At 60.2% G+C, this 19,842-nt stretch carries 19 protein-coding genes and 1 pseudogene; 4 read left to right on the forward strand and 16 right to left on the reverse strand.

Annotated elements, in window-relative coordinates:
- Positions 1-446: 446 nt before the first annotated feature.
- On the forward strand, positions 447-1,214 hold the full coding sequence (locus tag N554_RS0134725) for an outer membrane protein (RefSeq protein WP_029587654.1): 768 nt from the start codon (positions 447-449) through the stop codon (positions 1,212-1,214).
- A 119-nt stretch (positions 1,215-1,333) separates the two neighbouring features.
- On the opposite strand, the gene N554_RS0134730 is transcribed toward N554_RS0134725, so the two are convergent.
- From N554_RS0134730 to N554_RS0134765, 9 genes and pseudogenes are all read right to left on the reverse strand, one after another.
- The gene (locus N554_RS0134730) at positions 1,334-1,741 is read right to left on the reverse strand and encodes a hypothetical protein (protein WP_156042276.1); all 408 of its coding nucleotides are present in this window, start codon (positions 1,739-1,741) and stop codon (positions 1,334-1,336) included.
- A gap of 1,522 nt (positions 1,742-3,263) precedes the next feature.
- Positions 3,264-3,453, reverse strand: a pseudogene (locus N554_RS39400) (hypothetical protein); the annotation flags it as partial.
- 254 nt (positions 3,454-3,707) lie between these two features.
- Entirely contained in the window at positions 3,708-3,947 is a 240-nt protein-coding gene (locus N554_RS39405; RefSeq protein WP_081851569.1) for a hypothetical protein, read from the reverse strand.
- Positions 3,948-4,188: 241 nt separating this feature from the next.
- Complete coding sequence (locus N554_RS0134740) at positions 4,189-4,647, reverse strand: potassium channel family protein (RefSeq protein ID WP_051677879.1); 459 nt, start codon at positions 4,645-4,647, stop codon at positions 4,189-4,191.
- Between the two features lie 80 nt (positions 4,648-4,727).
- Positions 4,728-5,519, reverse strand: coding sequence for an enoyl-ACP reductase FabI (gene fabI, locus N554_RS0134745; protein ID WP_029587658.1), 792 nt, complete (start codon positions 5,517-5,519; stop codon positions 4,728-4,730).
- Entirely contained in the window at positions 5,516-6,733 is a 1,218-nt protein-coding gene (locus tag N554_RS0134750; RefSeq protein ID WP_029587659.1) for an acetate/propionate family kinase, read from the reverse strand. The genes fabI and N554_RS0134750 overlap by 4 nt, the downstream gene beginning before the upstream one ends.
- 5 nt (positions 6,734-6,738) lie before the next feature.
- Positions 6,739-7,710 (reverse strand): phosphate acetyltransferase, encoded by a 972-nt coding sequence (locus N554_RS0134755; protein ID WP_029587660.1) that lies wholly within the window; start codon positions 7,708-7,710, stop codon positions 6,739-6,741.
- A 29-nt stretch (positions 7,711-7,739) separates the two neighbouring features.
- Positions 7,740-9,929 (reverse strand): DUF3141 domain-containing protein, encoded by a 2,190-nt coding sequence (locus N554_RS0134760; RefSeq protein WP_029587661.1) that lies wholly within the window; start codon positions 9,927-9,929, stop codon positions 7,740-7,742.
- A gap of 91 nt (positions 9,930-10,020) precedes the next feature.
- Positions 10,021-11,154 (reverse strand): AI-2E family transporter, encoded by a 1,134-nt coding sequence (locus tag N554_RS0134765; RefSeq protein WP_051677880.1) that lies wholly within the window; start codon positions 11,152-11,154, stop codon positions 10,021-10,023.
- Between the two features lie 215 nt (positions 11,155-11,369).
- Here N554_RS0134765 and N554_RS0134770 point away from each other — a divergent pair, with 215 nt between their 5' ends.
- Positions 11,370-11,891, forward strand: coding sequence for a GNAT family N-acetyltransferase (locus N554_RS0134770; RefSeq protein WP_029587663.1), 522 nt, complete (start codon positions 11,370-11,372; stop codon positions 11,889-11,891).
- A 134-nt stretch (positions 11,892-12,025) separates the two neighbouring features.
- Here the strand turns inward: N554_RS0134770 and N554_RS37050 are convergent, their stop codons facing one another.
- The 6 genes from N554_RS37050 to N554_RS0134800 form a co-directional block, all read right to left on the reverse strand.
- The gene (locus tag N554_RS37050) at positions 12,026-12,334 is read right to left on the reverse strand and encodes a hypothetical protein (RefSeq protein WP_156042277.1); all 309 of its coding nucleotides are present in this window, start codon (positions 12,332-12,334) and stop codon (positions 12,026-12,028) included.
- 54 nt (positions 12,335-12,388) lie between these two features.
- Positions 12,389-12,766: a response regulator transcription factor gene (locus N554_RS0134780; RefSeq protein ID WP_029587665.1), complete on the reverse strand. Its 378-nt coding sequence runs from the start codon at positions 12,764-12,766 to the stop codon at positions 12,389-12,391.
- 64 nt (positions 12,767-12,830) lie between these two features.
- The gene (locus tag N554_RS0134785; RefSeq protein WP_029587666.1) at positions 12,831-13,448 is read right to left on the reverse strand and encodes a response regulator transcription factor; all 618 of its coding nucleotides are present in this window, start codon (positions 13,446-13,448) and stop codon (positions 12,831-12,833) included.
- Positions 13,445-15,346: a sensor histidine kinase gene (locus tag N554_RS0134790; protein WP_029587667.1), complete on the reverse strand. Its 1,902-nt coding sequence runs from the start codon at positions 15,344-15,346 to the stop codon at positions 13,445-13,447. Before N554_RS0134790 ends, N554_RS0134785 begins: the two co-directional genes overlap by 4 nt.
- 225 nt (positions 15,347-15,571) lie before the next feature.
- On the reverse strand, positions 15,572-15,832 hold the full coding sequence (locus N554_RS37055; protein ID WP_197033842.1) for a hypothetical protein: 261 nt from the start codon (positions 15,830-15,832) through the stop codon (positions 15,572-15,574).
- 200 nt (positions 15,833-16,032) lie between these two features.
- Positions 16,033-16,305, reverse strand: coding sequence for a hypothetical protein (locus N554_RS0134800; RefSeq protein ID WP_029587669.1), 273 nt, complete (start codon positions 16,303-16,305; stop codon positions 16,033-16,035).
- Between the two features lie 356 nt (positions 16,306-16,661).
- Here N554_RS0134800 and N554_RS0134805 point away from each other — a divergent pair, with 356 nt between their 5' ends.
- Together N554_RS0134805 and N554_RS0134810 are read left to right on the forward strand one after the other, a co-directional pair.
- Positions 16,662-17,600: a formylglycine-generating enzyme family protein gene (locus tag N554_RS0134805; RefSeq protein WP_036055158.1), complete on the forward strand. Its 939-nt coding sequence runs from the start codon at positions 16,662-16,664 to the stop codon at positions 17,598-17,600.
- 115 nt (positions 17,601-17,715) lie between these two features.
- Complete coding sequence (locus N554_RS0134810) at positions 17,716-19,392, forward strand: arylsulfatase (protein WP_156042286.1); 1,677 nt, start codon at positions 17,716-17,718, stop codon at positions 19,390-19,392.
- A gap of 169 nt (positions 19,393-19,561) precedes the next feature.
- On the opposite strand, the gene N554_RS43295 is transcribed toward N554_RS0134810, so the two are convergent.
- On the reverse strand, positions 19,562-19,813 hold the full coding sequence (locus N554_RS43295) for a hypothetical protein (protein ID WP_029587672.1): 252 nt from the start codon (positions 19,811-19,813) through the stop codon (positions 19,562-19,564).
- Positions 19,814-19,842 lie beyond the last annotated feature (29 nt).

A 19,842-nucleotide genomic window follows, 5' to 3' on the forward strand; every position in this document is an offset into this window, starting at 1 on the left:
CCGCCGGTACGATCAACCCTCACGTTCCGAGAAGAGCGATTCCTTCGGGCAACATTCCGTCCTGGCTTGGACACGAACAGGAACGGGAATCTGCGGGTCCGGACGGCGGTCGCGAACCATCGGGGAAGGCAGAGTAAGGATTACCGGGATCATCGATATACTCACGCGGCATGCCCATGGCTGACGGGTATGAACGACAAGCAACGCACGGCTCGCGCGCGGGAGCTGGCAAGAGAATGCGGCAAATAGTACCGCCGGAGCTCGCCGATTATTTCTCGGGTGTTGCCATTATGGCACGGGGGCTTTGGCCGCATGCCCTTACGCTTCGGTCTCATGCGCTAAGGCTTCGGTCTCACGCGCTTAGGCTGGAATCTGGAGATCAAGCGCAACGTTTGCAACAAACTTATCAGCGGTCGTCGAGAGACGGCGGGCATGGAGAATATCCAATGAAGAAGTTTTTGCTGGCTACGGTTGGTTTACTAGCATTGGGGATGGCAGCTCCCGCGTCGGCTGCTGATATGCCTGTCAAGGCACCACCGCCCCCGCCGCCTCCGATTTACAGCTGGACCGGCTTTTACATCGGCGGCAACGGCGGCTGGGCCCAGAGCCGCAATTGCCTGGATTTCCTTGGGGTGGGTGGGCTAATCATCGAGGAGGGCTGCCGCGAACGGTCCGGAGGCGTCGCCGGCGGGCAGATCGGCTACCGTTGGCAAGCCAATCAGTTTGTTGTCGGCGTGGAAGCTCAGGGCGATTGGGCGGATCTCAGCAGCTCGCGCATCAGCGTTATCAATCCAGCGTTCTCGACCCGCACCAAAACTGATGCCATCGGCCTTTTCACCGGCCAGCTTGGCTGGGCCTGGAACCAGGCGCTGGTGTACGTGAAGGGCGGCGCGGCGGTGACGGACAATCGCTTTAGCATATTTGACACGCTTAGCGGCTTTGAAATCGCCTCGGCAAACGCGACCCGCTGGGGTGGTACTGTGGGCATCGGATTCGAGTACGGCTTCTCACCGGGTTGGTCTGTCGGTGTTGAATACGACCACCTTTTTATGGGCGACAACAACAATTCGTTCTCGGTCGCGAATCCGATCGTTGCCAATACGCTCAATCGCGTCAGGCAGGACGTGGACATGGTCACCGTGCGCTTCAATTACCGCTTCGGCTGGGGCACCATCGGGGGCTGGGGCACCAGCCCGGGCGTAGCGACATACTGACTTCGTCCTATTACGTTTCTCCAATAAGTTAGGCCGGCAGAAATGCCGGCCTGGTTGTTCACGCCCCGGCCAACGCCTTGCAGGCGCGCCCGCTACCTCCTCACCGGATGCTGTTGCTCTCACCAAATCCTATTGCCAAACCAACCAAATTCCGGTTGCCGCGCGACCAGGAACGGCGGCGGCCCCGCACGTCTCTTTGCAATTTTGCGCTCGCGTTGCAGCTTCGCTTCTCGTTTTTTTGAATCGGATGATTGCAGCTGGCTGGCATCGGATGGTTGCAGTTGCGCAAATGCCTCCCGCTCCCTCGCCTTGCCAGATACGTCGGCGGCCCTCGCCGGCCCGGGGACGCGGGCCTCCATATTCGCGATCTGCGCAGGAACGATCGTCGGGAGGCTGGTGTCGTAAACAACGCGCTCCGGCCATTTCCGATCGGAATGAATGCGGACGACGGGCAAATTGGCATTTGCCCTCTCCGCCGCCGGGAATTTCGGGAGAAATGCATCCAAAATAAGCAGCAGCGCGAGCAATACTCCGCCAACGAAGAAGAAATATCGCGCCAAGGGCATTGGTTGCTCCATCTACCCCCTGGCGAGTACTCCAGGGTTGCATCTGGCAAGCATTGATCGAAGTCAGGCCGCCAATGAGTAACGACGGCTTTCATGGCATCGTTGCGCAACCCGCCGCTTCTCTAAATATGGCCCTACCGGCAGATCGTCGTGTTTACCCATGCGACAGTGTGTTGGTCGATAGCTGGAGTTTCCAGCACCGCTCGATCCGATACACTTCGCTCAATAACGCCGATCCTGACGCCGTTCCGTGCGTCCCGTACGCCGATCCTGACGCCGGTCCATGCCAGCGGTCTGGGCCTCAGCATCTGATGCCGTTAGTAGCATGGAGGGCGCTGCCAGGCCGAATGCGGCAGCCAGTCCAACTAGAGAAAGACTCCTTCGACGAGAGATTCCTTCCCAGTTCATGATTTCACTCATGTCAAGCTCCCGGGCTTGGTGAGCTTTAATCCCGCGCTTCGTTCAGGTGCCCGCATTGATCTATCTCAAACCCGAAGTAAAAAGACCGCTTGGTCAGGGGCACTCCGATCTCGAACTTGCTCGCGTGAAAATCGGTTCACGCAGCGAACGAACCATTGATCGCGGTGGAAATGTCGATCTACCTCTCCGCGCTGTCCTGCGCGGCGCTTGACGCGGCGTCTCGTCCTGCGCCGTTTGCGACATTACCAATCATGGAGCGTGCATAAGACTGTCTGTGTCGAGGCCCTGAGTTTCAAATTGAGCTTCGCAACTTCAAGATCGTCAGGCCAAGATCGTCAGGCATTGTCGGCCGAAGTGGCACGGTTGACTTCAGCTTTGATAAGGCATGTCGCTTCGAGCGGGTGCAGCACCATCTGGCCGCCATTCGAGAGGCGGTGTTGAGCCGCCTCTCGCTCGCAGATGCTCACTGGCAGGCGTACATCTGTCCGCCGTCAAGCTTGACCATGGTACCGGGCTTGCACCCGATGGCGTTGCGCGCCTGGTAGTCATCCCACGCGCTGTAGGCCGGCCGCCCGCGTAGTAGCACCCCTCACTGCGTAGTGAGGGTGCCACTAATTGGTCGACGAGACCTAACGCTATTGCGTCCGTACGGTCCCGTTCGCGTTGAAGTCCTGCTTCTTATCGTACCCGGAATCGCGTAGATTCCGGAAATACAGGTCGCGGTCGCCGCTGCTCAGACCGCCCCACGCTGCGGATGGGTAACCGCCGTAGGAGGCCGCCCTGGCGCCCCGAACAGGACCACCGACGTAAGGACCACCTGCGTAGTAACCTGTGCCTGTTTGGTAGGGGTTGCCTCCCCATCCCCAGTTAGGTGAGGTGGCCGCGACTCCCCGAACAGGACCACCGACGTAAGGACCACCTCCGTAATAACCTGCGCCTGTTTGGTAGGGGTTGCCTCCCCATTCCCAGTTAGGTGAGGTGGCCGCGACCGCGCCAGCCGTGCCGATCGCGGCAGCCGTGCCGACCGCTGCGGCGCCTGCGCCGACTACACCGGCGCCGTAAACAGCCCGCCGCGTCTGCCGCCGCGCAACACCCGCAACGCTCACGGGGGTCAGCGGGCGACCCACCCGCGCCTGGGCGCTCTCGACTGATAGCGAGACGCCGCGTTGCTCAGACCAGTTGAAGGAGAGCAGCGCCGCACACGCAAACGTCGAAGCTCCAATAGCAATTGTTGTCAGACTCATCTGCTTCATGGCCTTTCTCCGTTACTGCCTGCCCCATTTTGAACCGTTGTACGACCTGGATCAGCCCGCTCAGCAGATGCTGTAGCCAAACCAACCAGAGTGGGCTTGCCCATCAGCAACTCAGGCGGCGGCGCGTCACCGCTCCCTTGGCGCGTATTACGCGCTCTGTCTTGTAAGCCTTGATCCAGATCAAGCGATTGCCGTCGCCATGGTCAATTGAGCGACGCTGCTCGATGCACCACGCGTCCTGCCCGAAGGCCCGATCAGCGCCGGCCGACGCGATCCACCGGACCGCCACGGTTCATCGGCGTTCCAGGCCGTACCGCCTCTCGCGCCGCAGCTCGCGCGACCGGCCGTGGGCGCAGCACGACGCCCGGTCTAGCGACACAGCCGGCAGGATAACTGACGTATTGGCAGTATACGACGGCGCCAGCCTGTTCCGTACTTGCGGTTACGAAGCCAGCTATCAGCAGTAATGCCGAAAATGCGATCGGGAGTTTCATTTTGGTCTCCTATGTCGGAGTTCTAACGATCCTCTGGAGCGATCTGCATGTTGATGCAGCCTTCTCCAGGCCAATTCAGACCGTAGACGCGAGACTGAGGGCAGGCCCAGCAGCAGGATTGATACAGATCAAGGTCTCTCGTTGACCTTACCGCGCCCTGCCCTTTCATACGGAAGAAGCACGCGCCAGAAACTCTTAAAGGACATAGGCGCCCCACCGTCTTGTCAGTTGCGTGCCCGCACTACTCGGGCCGCCATCGTTTCTCTCGTTTTTCCCGCTCGTCCCCGCTGGCCATCAGCGCCCTCCGCAATACCTCAAAAATCACCGCCGTCGACCAGCCAAACAACAACACGCCATTCATCGCGGTCATTGGCCCAAGCAAGTTCCAGCGCTCGACCGGGGTGACGTCGCCGTAGCCGAGTGTCGTGTAGTTCACAAAGGCGAAATAAATGACATCAGTGCCTGCAGGTGCGGCGCTGACGGTCGCGTAAATCAATGACCAGACGAGAACCTCGGCAAGGTGCGCGATCATCAAGACTGTCACGGTGGCAATCATGAGCACGATCAATCGAAGCGTCTGGCGTGACGTTGCCAATTCATCCGCGGTGCGTGCCACCTTTATTACCGCCACCATCACCAAGGCATGGATCGCAATGTTGCAAACGCTGGCGGCAGCACCCACGAAATATTGACGCAACATACGGATGCCTCCGGCGATGGGGCCGTTCTGCCTAGCAATGTGGGCGTCCGAATTTGGCTAAGCTCCAAGGAGGCCAAGCCCTAGTCGATAATGTGATATCCGCCATCGATATATATGACGCCGCCGGTAATCAGCTTTGCGCCGTCGAGCGCCAGAAAAGCCGTCGCCGCACCGACGTCGTCGATACTCACGAGGCTCCGTGCGGGAGCCTTGGTCTGCGCCTTGTCCATCAACTCATCGAATTCGGGGATTCCTGAAGCCGCGCGCGTTGCCAGCGGTCCCGGCGAAATCGCGTGCACCCGGATGCCTTTGGGACCGAGCTCGGCTGCAATGTAGCGGACCGCAGCTTCCAGTGCCGCCTTGGCAACCCCCATGACATTATAGTTCTGCACCACCATCTGGCTGCCGTAATAGGTCATGGTGAAGAGCGTACCGCCGTCCTTCATCAGCGGCTCCGCCAGATGCGCCATCCGCATGAACGACCAGCAGGAAACGTCCATCGTCTTGAGGAAGCCGTCCCGCTGAACATCGACCACGCGCCCGTGCAGTGCCTCCTTCGGAGAGAACGCGATCGAGTGAAGCAGAAAATCGAGCCGGCCCCACTCCTTTTCGATACGTTCGAACACCTGCTCCGTTTGCCCTTCGGTATTCACATCGAGCGGCATGAAGATCGGCGCCTCAAGCTCCTTCGCCAGCGGTTCGACGTGCTTCTTGGCCCGCTCGTTCAGATAGGTGACTGCCAGCTCCGCGCCCAAGGCTCGAAACGCTTTGGCGCATCCCCACGCGATCGACTGATCGTTGGCGATTCCGACGATCAGGCCTTTTCGTCCCTTCAGCGCAACCTTGGTCTCTGGAAATACCGGAATTGTCATGACGCTCTCTCACGTTTTGGACGGGAGGACGAATGCCGATTCAACAGCAGCGACAATGTGTGCTGCGCAATCATCAACTCTTCGTCGGTCGGAACGACGTAGACGGGAGTGCGGCTATCCGCCCGCGATATCCGCAGCGCGTGCCGGGCGTTCTCCGTCGGATCAAGGGTCACCCCGAGCCATGCGAGCCGTTCCGCGATCCTCGCCCGAATGCCGACAGAGTTTTCGCCGATGCCCGCGGTGAAGACAAAGGCATCAACGCCTTGCAAGGCGGCCGCCAGCATTCCGGCATGGAGCGCAACCCGGTAGACAAAATAGTCGATGGCAAAAGCCGCGCGGGGATCACTGCTGTTCTGAAGTTCCCGCATGTCGTTGCTGATGCCGGAAAGTCCCTTTAGCCCGCAATCGCGGTATAGAAAATTTTGCACCTCGGGGGGCGACATGCCCTTTGCAGTCATAAGATACAGAATGACTCCGGGATCGATCTGGCCGGTCCGCGTTCCCATCGGAAGTCCATCAAGGGCGGTGAAGCCCATCGTGCTCTCCACGCTGCGCCCGCCGTGAATGGCGCACATGGAGGCGCCGCTCCCCAGATGGGCAACGACGACCCGTGCCTTCGCAATATCGGGCGCTACCTGTGGCAATGTCTTCGCAATATATTCATAGGAAAGACCGTGAAATCCATAACGCCGGATTCCCTCATCGTGCAGCCCGCGAGGTATGGCGTAGTGGTCCGCAACCTGGTCGTGGTCGCGGTGAAAGGCGGTGTCGAAGCAGGCGACCTGAGGCAGAGCGGGAAAATTGGCCAGCAGCGAGCGGATCGGCGCCAGATTGTGGGGCTGATGCAGCGGCGCGAGCGTCGTGAAACGCTCCAGACGCGCAATCACGCCATGGTCGATCAGCACGGCCCGATCGTAATCTGGGCCGCCGTGCACGACCCGATGGCCGACCGCGAGCGGGCTCAATTGAAGTTCGTCCCGCAGCCAGGCGCTCGCGAGCATCAGTGCCCCCGGAACGTCTTGAACACTCTCGATCGGGTAGGCCCGGTCCGCCAGTGTATCGCCCGTTGCTCCAGTTGCGCGTAACCGGGGACGACTGCCGATGCCGTCCATCTGACCTTTGATCTCTCGTCGCAGCCTGCCGTCGCCGTCGAGAGCGAACACCTGGAACTTCACGCTTGAGGAGCCGGCGTTGACGACGAGGATCGTATCCATGGCAGTCACGCGGCGACTGTCTGAGCGTGGCGTCGCCGTCCGTCGGCATAGAGCGTTGCAACCGCGCAGGATGCCATGCGGACCCTCGGTGAATCGGCCCGCGAGGTCAGCACGATCGGAACGCGGGCGCCCAGCACGATGCCGGCTCCATCCGCCTTGGCGAAGTACGCCAGATTCTTGGCCAGCATGTTGCCGGCCTCGAGATCCGGCACCACCAGGATCTGGGCGCGCCCAGCCACTTCCGATCTTATTCCCTTGATCCTTGCCGCTTCCATATCCACCGCGTTGTCAAACGCGAGCGGTCCATCGAGCAGCCCGCCCGTGATCTGCCCGCGGTCCGCCATCTTGCAGAGCGCGGCAGCCTCGATGGTCGACGGGATCTTGGAGGTGACAGTCTCGACCGCCGAGAGGATAGCGACCCGGGGCAATGTGCCGAAACCGGCCTGGTTATAGAGATCGATGGCATTTTGCACGATGTCGCGCTTGCCATCGAGGTCCGGAAAAATATTGATCGCGGCGTCGGTGATGAACACGGTCTCGCTGTAGGCAGGAACATCCATCACGAACACATGGCTGATCCGCCTCTCGGTGCGCAGCCCACCTGCCTTTGCGGTAACGCTTCGCATGAGCTCGTCGGTGTGCAGGCTGCCTTTCATCAGCATCTCGCCCTTGGCCGCGTGAATCAGCTCGACGGCCTTTGCTGCAGCGGCCTCGCTGTGAGGGACATCGATCAGCTCGAATCCGCTGATATCGATGTTGTGCTTGAACGCGGCGGCCTTGATCTTTCCAGCTGGCCCGACAAGTGTCGGCTTGATGATGCCGGCTTCGGCCGCGTCGGCCACGCCGCGTAGCGAGCTTTCGTCGCAAGGATGCACAACGATGGTCGCCGCCGCCGGGATCGCTTTCGCTGCTGCGATGAGACGGTCGTATTTGGCACCGGGTTTGGCTTCGCCCGCTTCCAGAGATGCAATCCTCATCATCGAACTCCCAATCATCTCACACCGGCCTATGACGCCTTCGCCTGCCGTTCGCCGGCCAGGCCGAACAGCTGTGTCACTCGATCAAGCCGTCTGGCGGTTTCGCCGGAGATTTCCGCACTCGCGGACAGCACGCCACGGATGGCATCCAGACCGGCGCGCCGTTCGTCTTCACTTGACGGCAGCAATTTTGGGATAGCGGCGAGGCTCGCTTCCGGCTCCAGCAGCAGCATGAAGAATTGCTCGCGCACGATCGTCTTGAACTGGGCAAGCGTGAGGCGCGAGCCGGCGCGGCTCGCGCGAACTCGCCGCAATGCCTCGAGGCTCCGCTCATCAACCATTCCGCGGGCCATGCCGACGTAAAGCAGGCCACGAATGGCGCATTCCCTGAGACCGCCATTGCCGATCTGCGATTTCAGTTCCGCGATGCGCGCCTCCAGACGCTCGCGGTGCTCGGGCGACATCTCCCGCCTGGGCGACACTTCCGTATCCGGCTTGATTCCGACCGCGGCCTGCAGCGTGGGAGATCCGTAGATGCTGAGAAAAAGCGTCTCGCTGAGAGCTTCCTGCGTGTCGCGCCACTGGTCTAGAACATTGACGATGTTCTTCGAGAGGGTCTCCTGGAAGGCAAGCAATGGATTGTCCTCTGCCGCCGGTTTGCGGTGCTCGCGAACGTTGTCAGCCGCCTCAGCCACGCCCCTCATAGCCGCGCTATCGCCGCCGAAGACCTCGTACGACACGCGGAGCGGATGCAATTTGCGCATCCACTCCGCCAGTTGCGGACTAACTGCGGCGCGGACCCATGGCTGCACGAAATTCCGGTAGTTGGCGAGATTGATCTCGGACACCCGGGCGGCGGTGGCAAACCGCCGCTCGTCCTCCGCCGTGTTGCCGCCCATCGCCCGAATATCGTCCAGCGTGCGCCGCTCACAGCGCATGATCCACTTCCCGCCTGCCAGCTCCGCATTGATGGTTTCGGCCGATTTGGCTTCGAAGGTAGCCTCGTACAGTCCGGGCGGGAGCACGTCGATCAGGTCGATGTTGCTTGAAAATTCGCTGTGCTCTTTCTTGGCGACGCCGCCCGAGACGAATATTCCGAGATGCCCGACCGTTTCGTGAACGGTATAAACGATGGTCTGCCCGTAGGCCCGGATCTCGTCGACATCGCTGTAAAGATCAAGAATCCAATCAAGCGCCTGCTGCGGTGGCGTGATGTTGTCGCCCTTTGAACAGAATACCACGATCGGCGAACGGATGTTCCGGAGATCGACAACCTGGCCGTCGGATGTCTTGATGCGCCCCGCGGCAAGGTTATTGCCGACGAACAGCTCATCGACGATGAACTGGATCTCCTCGGCATTCAGGTTGACATGTCCGCCCCACCACCGCTCGAACTCGAGATAGCGATCTGCCTCGGTGTCGACTTTGGAATAGACATTGTACTGCTTGGTCCAGAGCGTGTTCGAAGGATTCATGTTCTCGAAATTCTGGACCAGCCATGCGCCGTCGAACTTGCCGCCGCCGAGATCGCTGGTGAGCGCGGTCAGCCAGCTTCCTCCCAGCAGGCCGCCCGAATAACGCATCGGGTTCTTGCCGCGGACGCCGGCCCAGTAGGACAACGGCGCGCCGGCGATGATGAGCGGACCGAACAATTCCGGTCGCAGTGAGGCCAGGATCATGACCGCCCAGCCGGCCTGGCAATTGCCGATCACGCACGGCTTGCCGTCGGCGTCCGGGTGCAGGGCGATGACTTTCTCGATGAAGACCGCCTCCGCTCTCGCGATATCCTCGATTGTCTGGCCGGGCACCGGTTCGGGCAGGAAGCCGATGAAGTAACAGGGATGGCCGGCGTTCATCGCCACGCCGATCTCGCTGTCCGCCTTGAATCCGCCGATCCCCGGCCCGTGGCCTGCGCGAGGATCGACCACCACGAACGGACGGCGTCTAGTATCAATCTCCACCCCGCGCGGCGGAGCGACGCGCACGAGCCCATAATTTACCGGCCGGTGAAGCGTTCTGCCGTCGAGGATCAATTCGACGGCATAGTCGAGAACATGAGGCGCCGTTTCGGCCAGATGTTCGCGGTATTGAACCCCGCGCTGACGCATGACATCGAGGAACAGGACGCTGCGTTGCCCGGTATCCACCAGATATTCAAAGGCGGATGCAAAAAGCCCGGGCAGCGCGTCGCCCGGGATTGCCTGCTTGTCGGTAGACATCTTCAAATCTCTCATTGCTTGCAGCCCACGATCAGGATCACGCGGGCGCGGAAGAGACCTTTGACATAGGTCAAGGGAACCCGGCGTTCGCCTACCGCGTCGTCACGTTCAGGCCAGCGGCTTTCTCTGTGCCCAGCTCTGCATCAGGCGAGGCGGCCGCGGCCTGATCGTCGCGAATCCATGCCATCATCAATTCCCAGGCCACTGCCAGGATGATCGGCCCGACAAACATACCGACGATGCCATGCGCTAGCATCCCGCCCAAAACGCCGATGAAGATGACAAGCATGGGTGTGCTCAGCCCGCGTCCCATGAGCAAGGGCTTCATGACGTTGTCAGCCAGACCCACGATCAACAGGTAGATCGTTATCGGGAGAGCCAGCGCAAAATCCTTGGTCACCCAAATCCATATGATGACGGGAATAAGCACGACCGCCGACCCGATCTGCAGGATCGCAAGAACCAGCACGGCGAACGCCAACACGCCCGCGTGAGGCACACCTGCAAGTTTCAATCCGATTCCGGCCAGCAGCGATTGAAGGACAGCAATGCCAATTACGCCTTGGGACACCGTGCGTATCGTCAGCCCAGCCAGCGCAACAAAATCCTCGCTTCGCTGCGTCACGAGACGCGCCTGAATCCTTCTGGTTGCCGCCACGAAGCTCGGGCCATAGAGGAACAAGAATCCGGACAGCAATACCGACACAACAAATTTGAGCGTTCCCAGGCCCGCGCTGCCGGCAAAGGCGAGTACCGGACCAGCCAAAGGCTTCAGGTGCGGGGCTATCTCGAGCAACGCAGCACTGAGATTAGTCGAAGCACGGTTCCAGAGGTCGTAAATCTGCGCACCGACGATCGGCCAGTCTTTGACGCCGTCCGGAGGGGACGGAATGGGCAAGGTGCCCGCGCCGAGCTGGCTCGCGAAACTTTGCAAGCCATCGATCAAGCCGACCCCGAGCCATGTCACCGGTCCGATGACGATCGCCAGATTGATGATCGTGATGATCACGGCCGTCAGTTTCGGCCGATCACCAAGGTGCACCGAGAGCCAGTTGTACGCCGGGTACAGGGCTACAGTCAGGACCATGCTCCAGACCAGCATGGGAATGAAGGGACGAACAAGGACGAACGACCAGTAGAGCAAGAAGGCCAGCAGACCGAGGCGGACTGCAAGCTGTATGATCTCGTCACCGGATTTGGTCTGCCGAAATGCCTTCAGGGCCATGGTTTCAGTATCCCGCCCGCCTCATTGGCGCGCGCAACGACGACATCGCGGACCGATTCGACACGTCAGAACGTCGCTTCCCTTCTCGAACCTAGTGGCGCCAGTGCAAGCTCGTGCTTGATCCAGATCAAGCATCACCACGGCGGGATCATTCTGTCTGCGAAGGACCCATGCCGGCAGAACCGCCTGCTGGTGAGGAGACCGGAACCATTCTCATGGCTGGACTCGCGGACTATTCGGTTGTCGAGCGCCTCCGCGACGGTCGTACGGTCGAAATCCGTGCGCTTCGTCCCCAGGATAGGGCCGAAATGCTCGCCGCGATCGGACGGACCAGCACGCAGTCACTCCGGCGGCGCTTTTTTGCGCCAAAGAAAGGCTTCTCGGAGCAAGAGATGGCTTTCTTCCTCAACATCGATTTCGAAAATCATGTCGCCCTCGTCGCGCAAATCGATGAGGACGGACGCCCGGCGATCGCCGGCGGCGGACGCTATATCGTTGTCCGTCCCGGCCAGGCCGAGATAGCATTCATGGTAGTCGATGCGTATCAAGGCCAGGGCATCGGAACGATCCTCATGCGGCATCTGGCTGTTTTGGCGCGCGACGCGGGTCTCAAAGAGCTGATTGCGGAGGTTTTGCCCGAGAACACCGCAATGCTGAAAGTGTTCAAGAAGTTCGGCTTCCGGCCCGATTCGAAACGCGACCCTCAGGTCGCGCATCTGACGCTGCAGCTGGTTTGAGCTGAGTTGTTGAAACGCAGTTCGGCGGCGCAATCGGTTCGGTTCGCCCGCGCCCGATGCGGCACCGTCGCAGCTGCCCGAGTGAACCTGTCAGGCGGCATACGATCCCGGAAGCAATGCCAGCCCCGGGATCGTCAGCGGGCCGACTTCCCCATCTGCAGGCACGTCAAGAGACTGACATAGCTCGGCGTGCCGCCGATGCTTTCCTGCGGGATGCACTCCGCCTTGCTGGAACCAGAGAACTTTGACCATTGGCTCGCCAACTGCTGACGCGCCGTCTTTTCATCGCTAACGCACCTTTTTACTGACTGATCCACTGCGAGCCCAGCCGTCGCGGCCAGGTCGAGCTTGCAGCTCCGGGCGATGTCGAATGTTGGCACCTTATCGGCGACTGTGACGACCAGTTGCGAACTCACGACAATCATGGAGATTGAAATAGGCATCTCGTGACTCCTCCTCTTCTCGTCCGCCACATGAAGCGGAGCCTGCAACAATCACTAGCCGGCGCCGCGCGAGCCGCCGACCGCTCTGTCGAGAGCTTCAAACAGGGCCTGTTGCTGCAACGGTTTCCGGAGACTGGCAACTAGCCCTGCGTGATCGCACAAGGCGACGTCGCCGTGCGCAGTGATCAGGATTGTCGGAATTTTTACACCGCTGCTTACGAGATGCCGCTGAAGCTCCAAACCGTTCATCTCAGGCATCTGGAAATCGACAATCAGGCAGTCGGGAACATCAGCTGGCAACGCCGCCAGAAATTCCTGTCCCGATCCGAACGTCCGGGCATGAAAAGCGTGCGAACGCAGCAACCGGCTCAAGGCCTTGAGCACAGCCGGATCATCGTCCACAATAGCAATCCATGGGGAAGCTTCCGCCATGAAGGATTATTGCGGTGCGCAGGGCGCCCGTCGAGTTGGCCCTTGGGCCAATAGGTACGCTTCCTTATCTTGAGAGATTGAGCTTCTCGGCCATGCGAACGAGATCGGCAACGGTACGAATGCCCAGTTTCTCCATCATCCGACTGCGGTGGACCTTGATGGTCTTTTCGACCGTACCCAGATCGCCGGCAATCTGCTTGTTGAGCCGCCCCGCCACGACATGCGTCAGCACTTCGCGTTCGCGCGGTGTCAGGGTGCCGACCTTCGCCTGCATCGATTCCAACTCGGAATGAAGCCGACGCGACTCGGCGTCCCTGGCTTCAGCACGGGATACGGCTTCGAACAAATCCTTGTCCTTTATGGGCTTGGTCAGGAAATCGATCGCACCGGCTTTCATGGCACGCACGCTGGTGGGAATGTCGCTTTTGCCGGTGACGAACACGACAGGACGATGATAGCCGTTGGCTACGGTCAGCACGCGCTGAATCTCCAAACCATCAAGACCGGGCATCGAAACATCCAGCACGGCGCAGCCGGGAACGCCCACGTCGTGCTCTTCGAGGAATACCTGCGGCGAAGAATATGGCTTGACGTCATGGCCCTTGGCGCGGAGCAGTCGCGACAGCGCCTTGAGCACTCCGGGGTCATCGTCGACAAGATAGACTGTGAATTTGTCCGTCATGCAGTACCGATTGCCGGCTCTTGGATTGGCAACGAAAATCCTGCAATGGCGCCCCCGCCCTCATCGTTGACCAGAGTAAGCCTCCCCTGATGCGCCTGTATGATCGTCGAACAGAGTGCCAGACCCAGGCCAAGACCATGGTCCTTGGTGGTGTAAAACGGCTCGAACACACGGCCGTTTTCCTTTGGACGGATGCCGTGTCCGCGATCCTTCACGAGAACGTCTACCATTCCATTTTGCGCCCCGCGAGTTGAGATCAGGATAAGCCGCCGAGCCATCGGGGTCGAGGCCATGGCATCCATCGCGTTCATGACAAGATTAAGCAGGACTTGCTGCAGTTGAACAGGATCGCCCTGCACCAGAAACGCGCTGTTTCCCAGATCAAGCCTGACGTTGATATCGCGGCCAACCAGTTCGCTGTTCAGCAAGCTGATCGTCGACCTGACAAGGTCACTGATGTTGACGTTTTCCACTTTCCGCTCGCCCTTCTTCAGAAGACCGCGGAGACGATGGATAACCTCGCCGGCTCGATTGTCTTCATGAACAATCTCCTCGAGGGCGTCGCGAATTTCGACCAGGTCCGGCGACTTCTGCGCCAGCAGATGGAGGGCCGCTTGCGCGTTTGACAGTATTGCAGTGAGCGGCTGGTTGATTTCGTGCGCAATCGAGCCGGACAGTTCACCGAGCACGGACACGCGCATCAGATGCTCGACTTCCTTGCGCTGAAGGGCGGCCTCAGCCTCGGCCTCTCGGCGACGTCGGCCCTGAAAAAGAACGTAACTAATAAGGATAAACTGCAGTGGAATGATCGTCGCGACGGCAACGATCGGCCAGCGATACTGATCCCAGATGGTCGGCTGATGAAAGAGCACGATGCTGCCCGACGGCAGTTGGGCTTCGCTGATGCCCCAGCGCTGCAGTTCCCGGCTGTCATAGGCCGGAGGTCCGAACAACACCGATGGCGGATCGACGGCGCTTGGCGTCTCCCCCTTCAGTATTCGCAAAGCTGCGTCCGCCCCTTGCTGGCCCAGAGCCTTGGTTTGCATCAAGGGGCCGCCAACGATGCCTCGACCCATTTGATAATCACCCATCCCAAAAATTGGCACGGCAGACACTTCCCGCATCGTCTCCAATGCGCGGTCTTCCGAATATGGAACCCCGGCCGCATCTTCCGAAAGCAGAAACCAGAAAATTACGGATTTCGCCGGCATCCTGGCAGCCCGTTCCTGCATTTCGCCCAACGTCAAATCGTTGAACCAGGTGATATTCACGTGATCCGCAAATTGCTGAAAGGCACGATGGAGTTCCGAAGCCCAGTATCTTTCGACCGGGGAATTTCCCACCACCACGGCTATATCCGTCGTTTCAGGCAGCAGTTGCAGAACGTTCGTCAAATAGGCTGGAAGATCGAGATCCAGCAGCACGCCGGTATCGTACTCAGTGCGTGTCGCGCCGGGAATGCGACGGACATCAGCTCCGAGAATCAGCATGGGCGTCTTTGGAAACAGCTGTGGCCGATTCCGCTGCAGGAAGAATGCCGCGGGAGCGCCGACCGGCACGATCAGATCGGGTGGGCGCCCAGAAAGCAACGCCTTGATGTATTCAACGAAAGGTGCGTCCTCCCTGGAATCCTGGACGCGGGCTGTATCAAGCGAAACTTCATAGAGGTCTATCGGCTGCGGGGACTTCTTGATGATCTCGGCCCGAAAACTCGCAGCCATATCGCTCCACGGCGAGTAGGCGTGACCAAAAGCATGCAGCATCAGGACGCGTCGAGGCTCAGCGGCGTGCGATTCCGCCGCGAACAGAAAAAGGAGCACCAAGCTCCACCAAACTATGCGCGTCCTTGTCATTCCGGAGAATGCCGCCACGCCAAAAATATACCAGTAAAAATTCACAAAGAACTGGCGCCTGGAGGTACGCCGTTCGAATGATCGAATGCAACCTTACCACGCTTTAGCAGCGCGCGCTCCCTCTCGCGACAGGCAATTTATGAATAAAATGGGAAACGTTTTTGCCTGAGCGGGCCCGCACAATGTTGCCGGCCGCGCATAGGGGATGGACGCCGCCTCGTAAAATTGTAGCCAATTTAGCCGCTGCCAGATGATAACATGCTCAGTGTGTCAGGATTTGGAGCGCACGAAGACAACCTCGAACTTCTGCTTGACGACAACCTGATCGTAGATGCCCGTTAGCCGATCATTCGCTGCATCATAACTGAGCGTATAGGTCGAACCGTTGTAGCCCGCGGCGCGCAGTTCAAAGAACAGTTTGAGGCTGTTGCCATCGCTGGTAGCCACGGCCGTATGAAAGGGCAGCGGCCTAGGGTTGGCGTAACTGGCGTCAAGCCGGCCATCGGCGTCTACCGAATTGATCGTGATCACATAGCCTCCCTGCACCCTGACCCAGCGACCAGGCAGAACGCCAAACGCTGCCCTAGCTGCGGATTCCGCCGCGGGTGGTACGGACGTTGGCCGCGGAAGCTGCGTCTGCGCCAAAGCCGGGTTGATAAACAACGAAAGGCCAACGATGGCGAATGGCATTGGGTTCATGGCGTTTTCTCCGATCAAGTCTTTGGATGGACTTACACGTTCGCGCGTTCCTTCTGCTCAAGCCGCCGGGAGCTGTCCCAATCCTCGCCGGGCGGACGCAGGATCAATTTATCAAGGCGATGCTTGCGCAGCATGGTCCGCAAATGGAGGACCCAATACGCCATGATGGCATCACCAATATCATCCAGCTGGCCGCCAACCTGTATGACCGACGCCATCGACAGAACGGCGGTAACAGCCATCATCAGCACAATCAATGCGACCGCGATCCCCATGATCTTCCGCCGAACGGTCAGGCTGATCATGTTCTGACCTCTTCAAGGGTACGAGTTGCGGCTCGACTGTTTCACGTTCAAGCGATGGTGCCAAACTGGGTCGTATTCTGTCCGCGCAATCAACGGCGCAACATTGGCCCTGAGGGCAAGCCTGTATCGCGCTGCGCCGTCCGCGGACTCAACAAGGGCTACCGATGGGACCGCACAGATTCCGCGCGCGATGTTGGACCACGGTCCAATAGCGGCAGTGGGTTCTCCTACGTAGGGTATTTCCGCTCAGATGCACGTCGATGCATCGGTTGGGAGGTAACGCTTTGATGACAGCGCACCCTGCGACCAAGCTTACGTCCGATGTCACCAGTGACAGTCCTTCAGATACCGATAAAATGATCTGGATACCCGGCGGCACTTTCCGCATGGGATCGGACAAGCATTATCCGGAAGAAGCGCCGGCGCATCGCGTCACCGTGGACGGTTTCTGGATGGACCGCCATCCCGTGACTAACCGGCAGTTCAGGAAATTCGTCAAGGCGACAGGCCACGTTACCGTCGCCGAGATCACGCCCGACCCGAAAGACTATCCCGGCATGCTGCCGCACATGGTCTATGCGGGCTCGCTGATGTTCTTGCCGCCGAACCATCCAGTCAACCTCCGCGACTTCAGCCAGTGGTGGACCTTCGCCAAGGGGGCCGACTGGCGGCATCCCTACGGACTTAGAAGCAACATCCATGCGCTCGGCAATCACCCGGTGGTGCATGTGGCCTTCAGCGATGCGCTCGCCTACGCGAAATGGGTCGGCAAGGATTTGCCAACCGAAGCGGAATGGGAGTTTGCGGCGCGCGGCGGGCTTGACGGCGCCGAATTCGCGTGGGGCGATGAGTTCACGCCGCATGGCCGTCACATGGCCAACACTTGGCAGGGTGAATTTCCACGCCAGAACATCAATGCCGACGGTTTCGAACGTACTTCGCCGGTCACCGCGTTTCCGCCGAACGGTTACGGTCTGTACGACATGGTCGGCAATGTCTGGGAGTGGACGGCCGACTGGTACTCGCCGCGGCACGAAGCGGATGCGCCAAAGGCGTGCTGCATCCCGAAGAACCCGCGCGGCGGGCGCGAGGATGGAAGCTACGACCCCCGAACGACCAATGTGAAGATTCCACAAAAGGTCATCAAAGGCGGCTCGCATTTGTGCGCGCCGAACTACTGCCGGCGCTACCGGCCGGCTGCGCGCCACGCGGAGCCGGTCGACACATCCACGAGTCACCTTGGCTTTCGATGCATCATGCGAGGAGCCTCTGATGCATTATTAACAGGGGAGTGACGTCATGCTTGATCGCCTACTCAAGGACAAATCGTCTGCTATCCCTACCGCGCCACGCGAGGCGGCGGGCTGGCATAAGCGATCCTGCGCTTCGCTGCTTGGCGCGACGATGTTGATGTCGATGTCCGGACCGGCCAGCACACCTGCAACGGCGCAGCAACCGCCGCCGAAACCCAACATCATCTTCATCATGGGTGACGACATCGGCTGGATGCAGCCGAGCATCTATCACCGCGGGTTGATGGTCGGCGAAACGCCGAACATCGATCGCATCGGCAACGAAGGCGCGATATTCGTGGATTACGTCGCCATGCAGAGCTGCACATCCGGGCGCAATGCATTCTTCACCGGCATGTATCCGCTCCGCACTGGTATGATCCCGCCGCAGCTCCCCGGCAGCCCGTCCTACCTGCGGCCCGGCACCCCGGCGCTCGCGCAGTTCCTGTACGATCTCGGCTACACAACCGGCGAGTTCGGCAAGAACCACCTCGGCGACCACACCGATGCCCTGCCGACGGCACACGGCTTCCAGGAATACTGGGGCTATCTCTACCACCTCGACGCGATGCAGCAGGTGAGCTTCCCGGACATCAACAAGACTCCGCTGCAGCAGACCGTTGCACCGCCCTGCAAGAACACGCCGATCCCCGGCGTGCCGGAAGTGCCCGGCGCGGTGGATCCCAAGACCACGCTGTGTCTCACGCCCCCGCGCAACATCCTGTCGTGCAAGTCCTCGGACGGCACGAGCAGGAACCAAATGTGCAGCGACGAGGGGCCGCTGACGCTGGACCGCTCGAGGACGGTGGACGAGGAAATCTCCGAGAAGGTCGTCGACTTCCTTGATCGCAACGACCCGAAGAAGACCAACAAGCCATTCTTCGTCTGGTACAATCCGGCGCGCATGCACGTCACGACCGTGCTGTCGCCGAGGTACGAGGCCATGGTGGGCGAGCGCGGCGGCAAGGACTGGGGCGTCAACGAAGCCGGCATGAAGCAGATGGATGACAACATCGGTCTCGTCCTCAAGAAGCTCGAGGACATGGGCCAGGCCGACAACACCATCGTCGTCTTCACCACCGATAACGGCGCCGAGCAGATCAGCTTCCCGGACGGCGGCATCACCCCGTTCAAGGGGCAGAAAGGCGAGGCCTGGGAAGGCGGCTACCGCGCTCCGATGGTGATCAAATGGCCGGGCGTCATCAAGCCGGGCACGGTGAAGAACCAGCTGTTCGCCGCCCTCGACTGGGTTCCCACGTTGGTGGATATCGCCGGCGGGCCCAAGGGTGACGAGCTGAAGCAGCAGATCGAGGCAGGGCGGTACCCCGGCATCGTCAAGACGACGCTCGATGGCTTCGACCAGCGCGAGTACCTCGAAGGCAAGTCCGAAAAGTCCGCGCGCAACCACTTCTTCTACTTCTCGGGCGCAACGCCGTCGGCGGTGCGCTACAAGAACTGGAAGATGTACTACACCATGTCGCAGCCCGGGCCGGCCGGATGGATCATGCCGCTCGTGCCCTTCCACTTCACTCTGGTCCAGAACATCAAGCGCGATCCCTTCGAGCAGAATGTCGGCATCGACCAGAAGTCGGCGATGAGCATGGGCGGTGCGCTCGGCGGCCCAGTGACCGCGTTCCTCTACGACTGGAACATGCTGCCGATCGGCCAACAACTGTGGCTGGAGCACCTGTCGTCATATGAGAAGTTCCCGCCGCTGCAGGCTCCCGAGAGCTACAACCTCAGCGCCATCCTGGAGCAGGTCAAGAAGGCCAATGCCAGTCACGCGAGCGACTAGCCGCCTGAGACGAGCATGACGTGAACATGCGGGCGCCCCACTGGGCGTCCGCCCACGACAGGTAAGCGATCAATGCGCTTTCCGTGCCATCCCTTCGAGAGACCGTGAACCTGACTTATGCGCTTGGGCAGTAAAGTATGGAGTTGCTCATGACCATGAAGAATCGAACTCACTGCATGATCATCGCCCTCCTGCTCTGCGGGGCAGCACAGGCGCTGGCCCAGACCATGCCTTCGACGCCGCAGCACGTGCCGTTGGAGAAGACGATCGGCCAAGCCAAGCCGGAGATTGTGCCGTCGTTGATAGTCTTGAACGCCAACGGTGCGGGCCTGCAGGGCGGGAAACTGACACTCACCGGCGTGGCGCCCAACTCGATCGTCTTCGCGGACCGCCCGGTGCGGGCGGCAGGGCATTCGCTCACGACTCATCTGCTGGAGGAATGGTCGCCGA

This window comes from Bradyrhizobium sp. URHD0069, from assembly GCF_000701345.1.
Classification (GTDB): domain Bacteria; phylum Pseudomonadota; class Alphaproteobacteria; order Rhizobiales; family Xanthobacteraceae; genus Bradyrhizobium.

What these genes read in the sequence shown, in the direction of transcription:
- N554_RS0134725 (WP_029587654.1), top strand. Translation starts at nt 447, where the DNA reads ATGAAGAAGTTTTTGCTGGCTACGGTTGGTTTACTAGCATTGGGGATG.
- N554_RS39405 (WP_081851569.1), bottom strand. Translation starts at nt 3,947, where the DNA reads ATGAAACTCCCGATCGCATTTTCGGCATTACTGCTGATAGCTGGCTTC.
- N554_RS0134740 (WP_051677879.1), bottom strand. Translation starts at nt 4,647, where the DNA reads ATGTTGCGTCAATATTTCGTGGGTGCTGCCGCCAGCGTTTGCAACATT.
- fabI (WP_029587658.1), bottom strand. Translation starts at nt 5,519, where the DNA reads ATGACAATTCCGGTATTTCCAGAGACCAAGGTTGCGCTGAAGGGACGA.
- N554_RS0134750 (WP_029587659.1), bottom strand. Translation starts at nt 6,733, where the DNA reads ATGGATACGATCCTCGTCGTCAACGCCGGCTCCTCAAGCGTGAAGTTC.
- N554_RS0134755 (WP_029587660.1), bottom strand. Translation starts at nt 7,710, where the DNA reads ATGAGGATTGCATCTCTGGAAGCGGGCGAAGCCAAACCCGGTGCCAAA.
- N554_RS0134760 (WP_029587661.1), bottom strand. Translation starts at nt 9,929, where the DNA reads ATGTCTACCGACAAGCAGGCAATCCCGGGCGACGCGCTGCCCGGGCTT.
- N554_RS0134765 (WP_051677880.1), bottom strand. Translation starts at nt 11,154, where the DNA reads ATGGCCCTGAAGGCATTTCGGCAGACCAAATCCGGTGACGAGATCATA.
- N554_RS0134770 (WP_029587663.1), top strand. Translation starts at nt 11,370, where the DNA reads ATGGCTGGACTCGCGGACTATTCGGTTGTCGAGCGCCTCCGCGACGGT.
- N554_RS37050 (WP_156042277.1), bottom strand. Translation starts at nt 12,334, where the DNA reads ATGCCTATTTCAATCTCCATGATTGTCGTGAGTTCGCAACTGGTCGTC.
- N554_RS0134780 (WP_029587665.1), bottom strand. Translation starts at nt 12,766, where the DNA reads ATGGCGGAAGCTTCCCCATGGATTGCTATTGTGGACGATGATCCGGCT.
- N554_RS0134785 (WP_029587666.1), bottom strand. Translation starts at nt 13,448, where the DNA reads ATGACGGACAAATTCACAGTCTATCTTGTCGACGATGACCCCGGAGTG.
- N554_RS0134800 (WP_029587669.1), bottom strand. Translation starts at nt 16,305, where the DNA reads ATGATCAGCCTGACCGTTCGGCGGAAGATCATGGGGATCGCGGTCGCA.
- N554_RS0134805 (WP_036055158.1), top strand. Translation starts at nt 16,662, where the DNA reads ATGATCTGGATACCCGGCGGCACTTTCCGCATGGGATCGGACAAGCAT.
- N554_RS0134810 (WP_156042286.1), top strand. Translation starts at nt 17,716, where the DNA reads ATGTCGATGTCCGGACCGGCCAGCACACCTGCAACGGCGCAGCAACCG.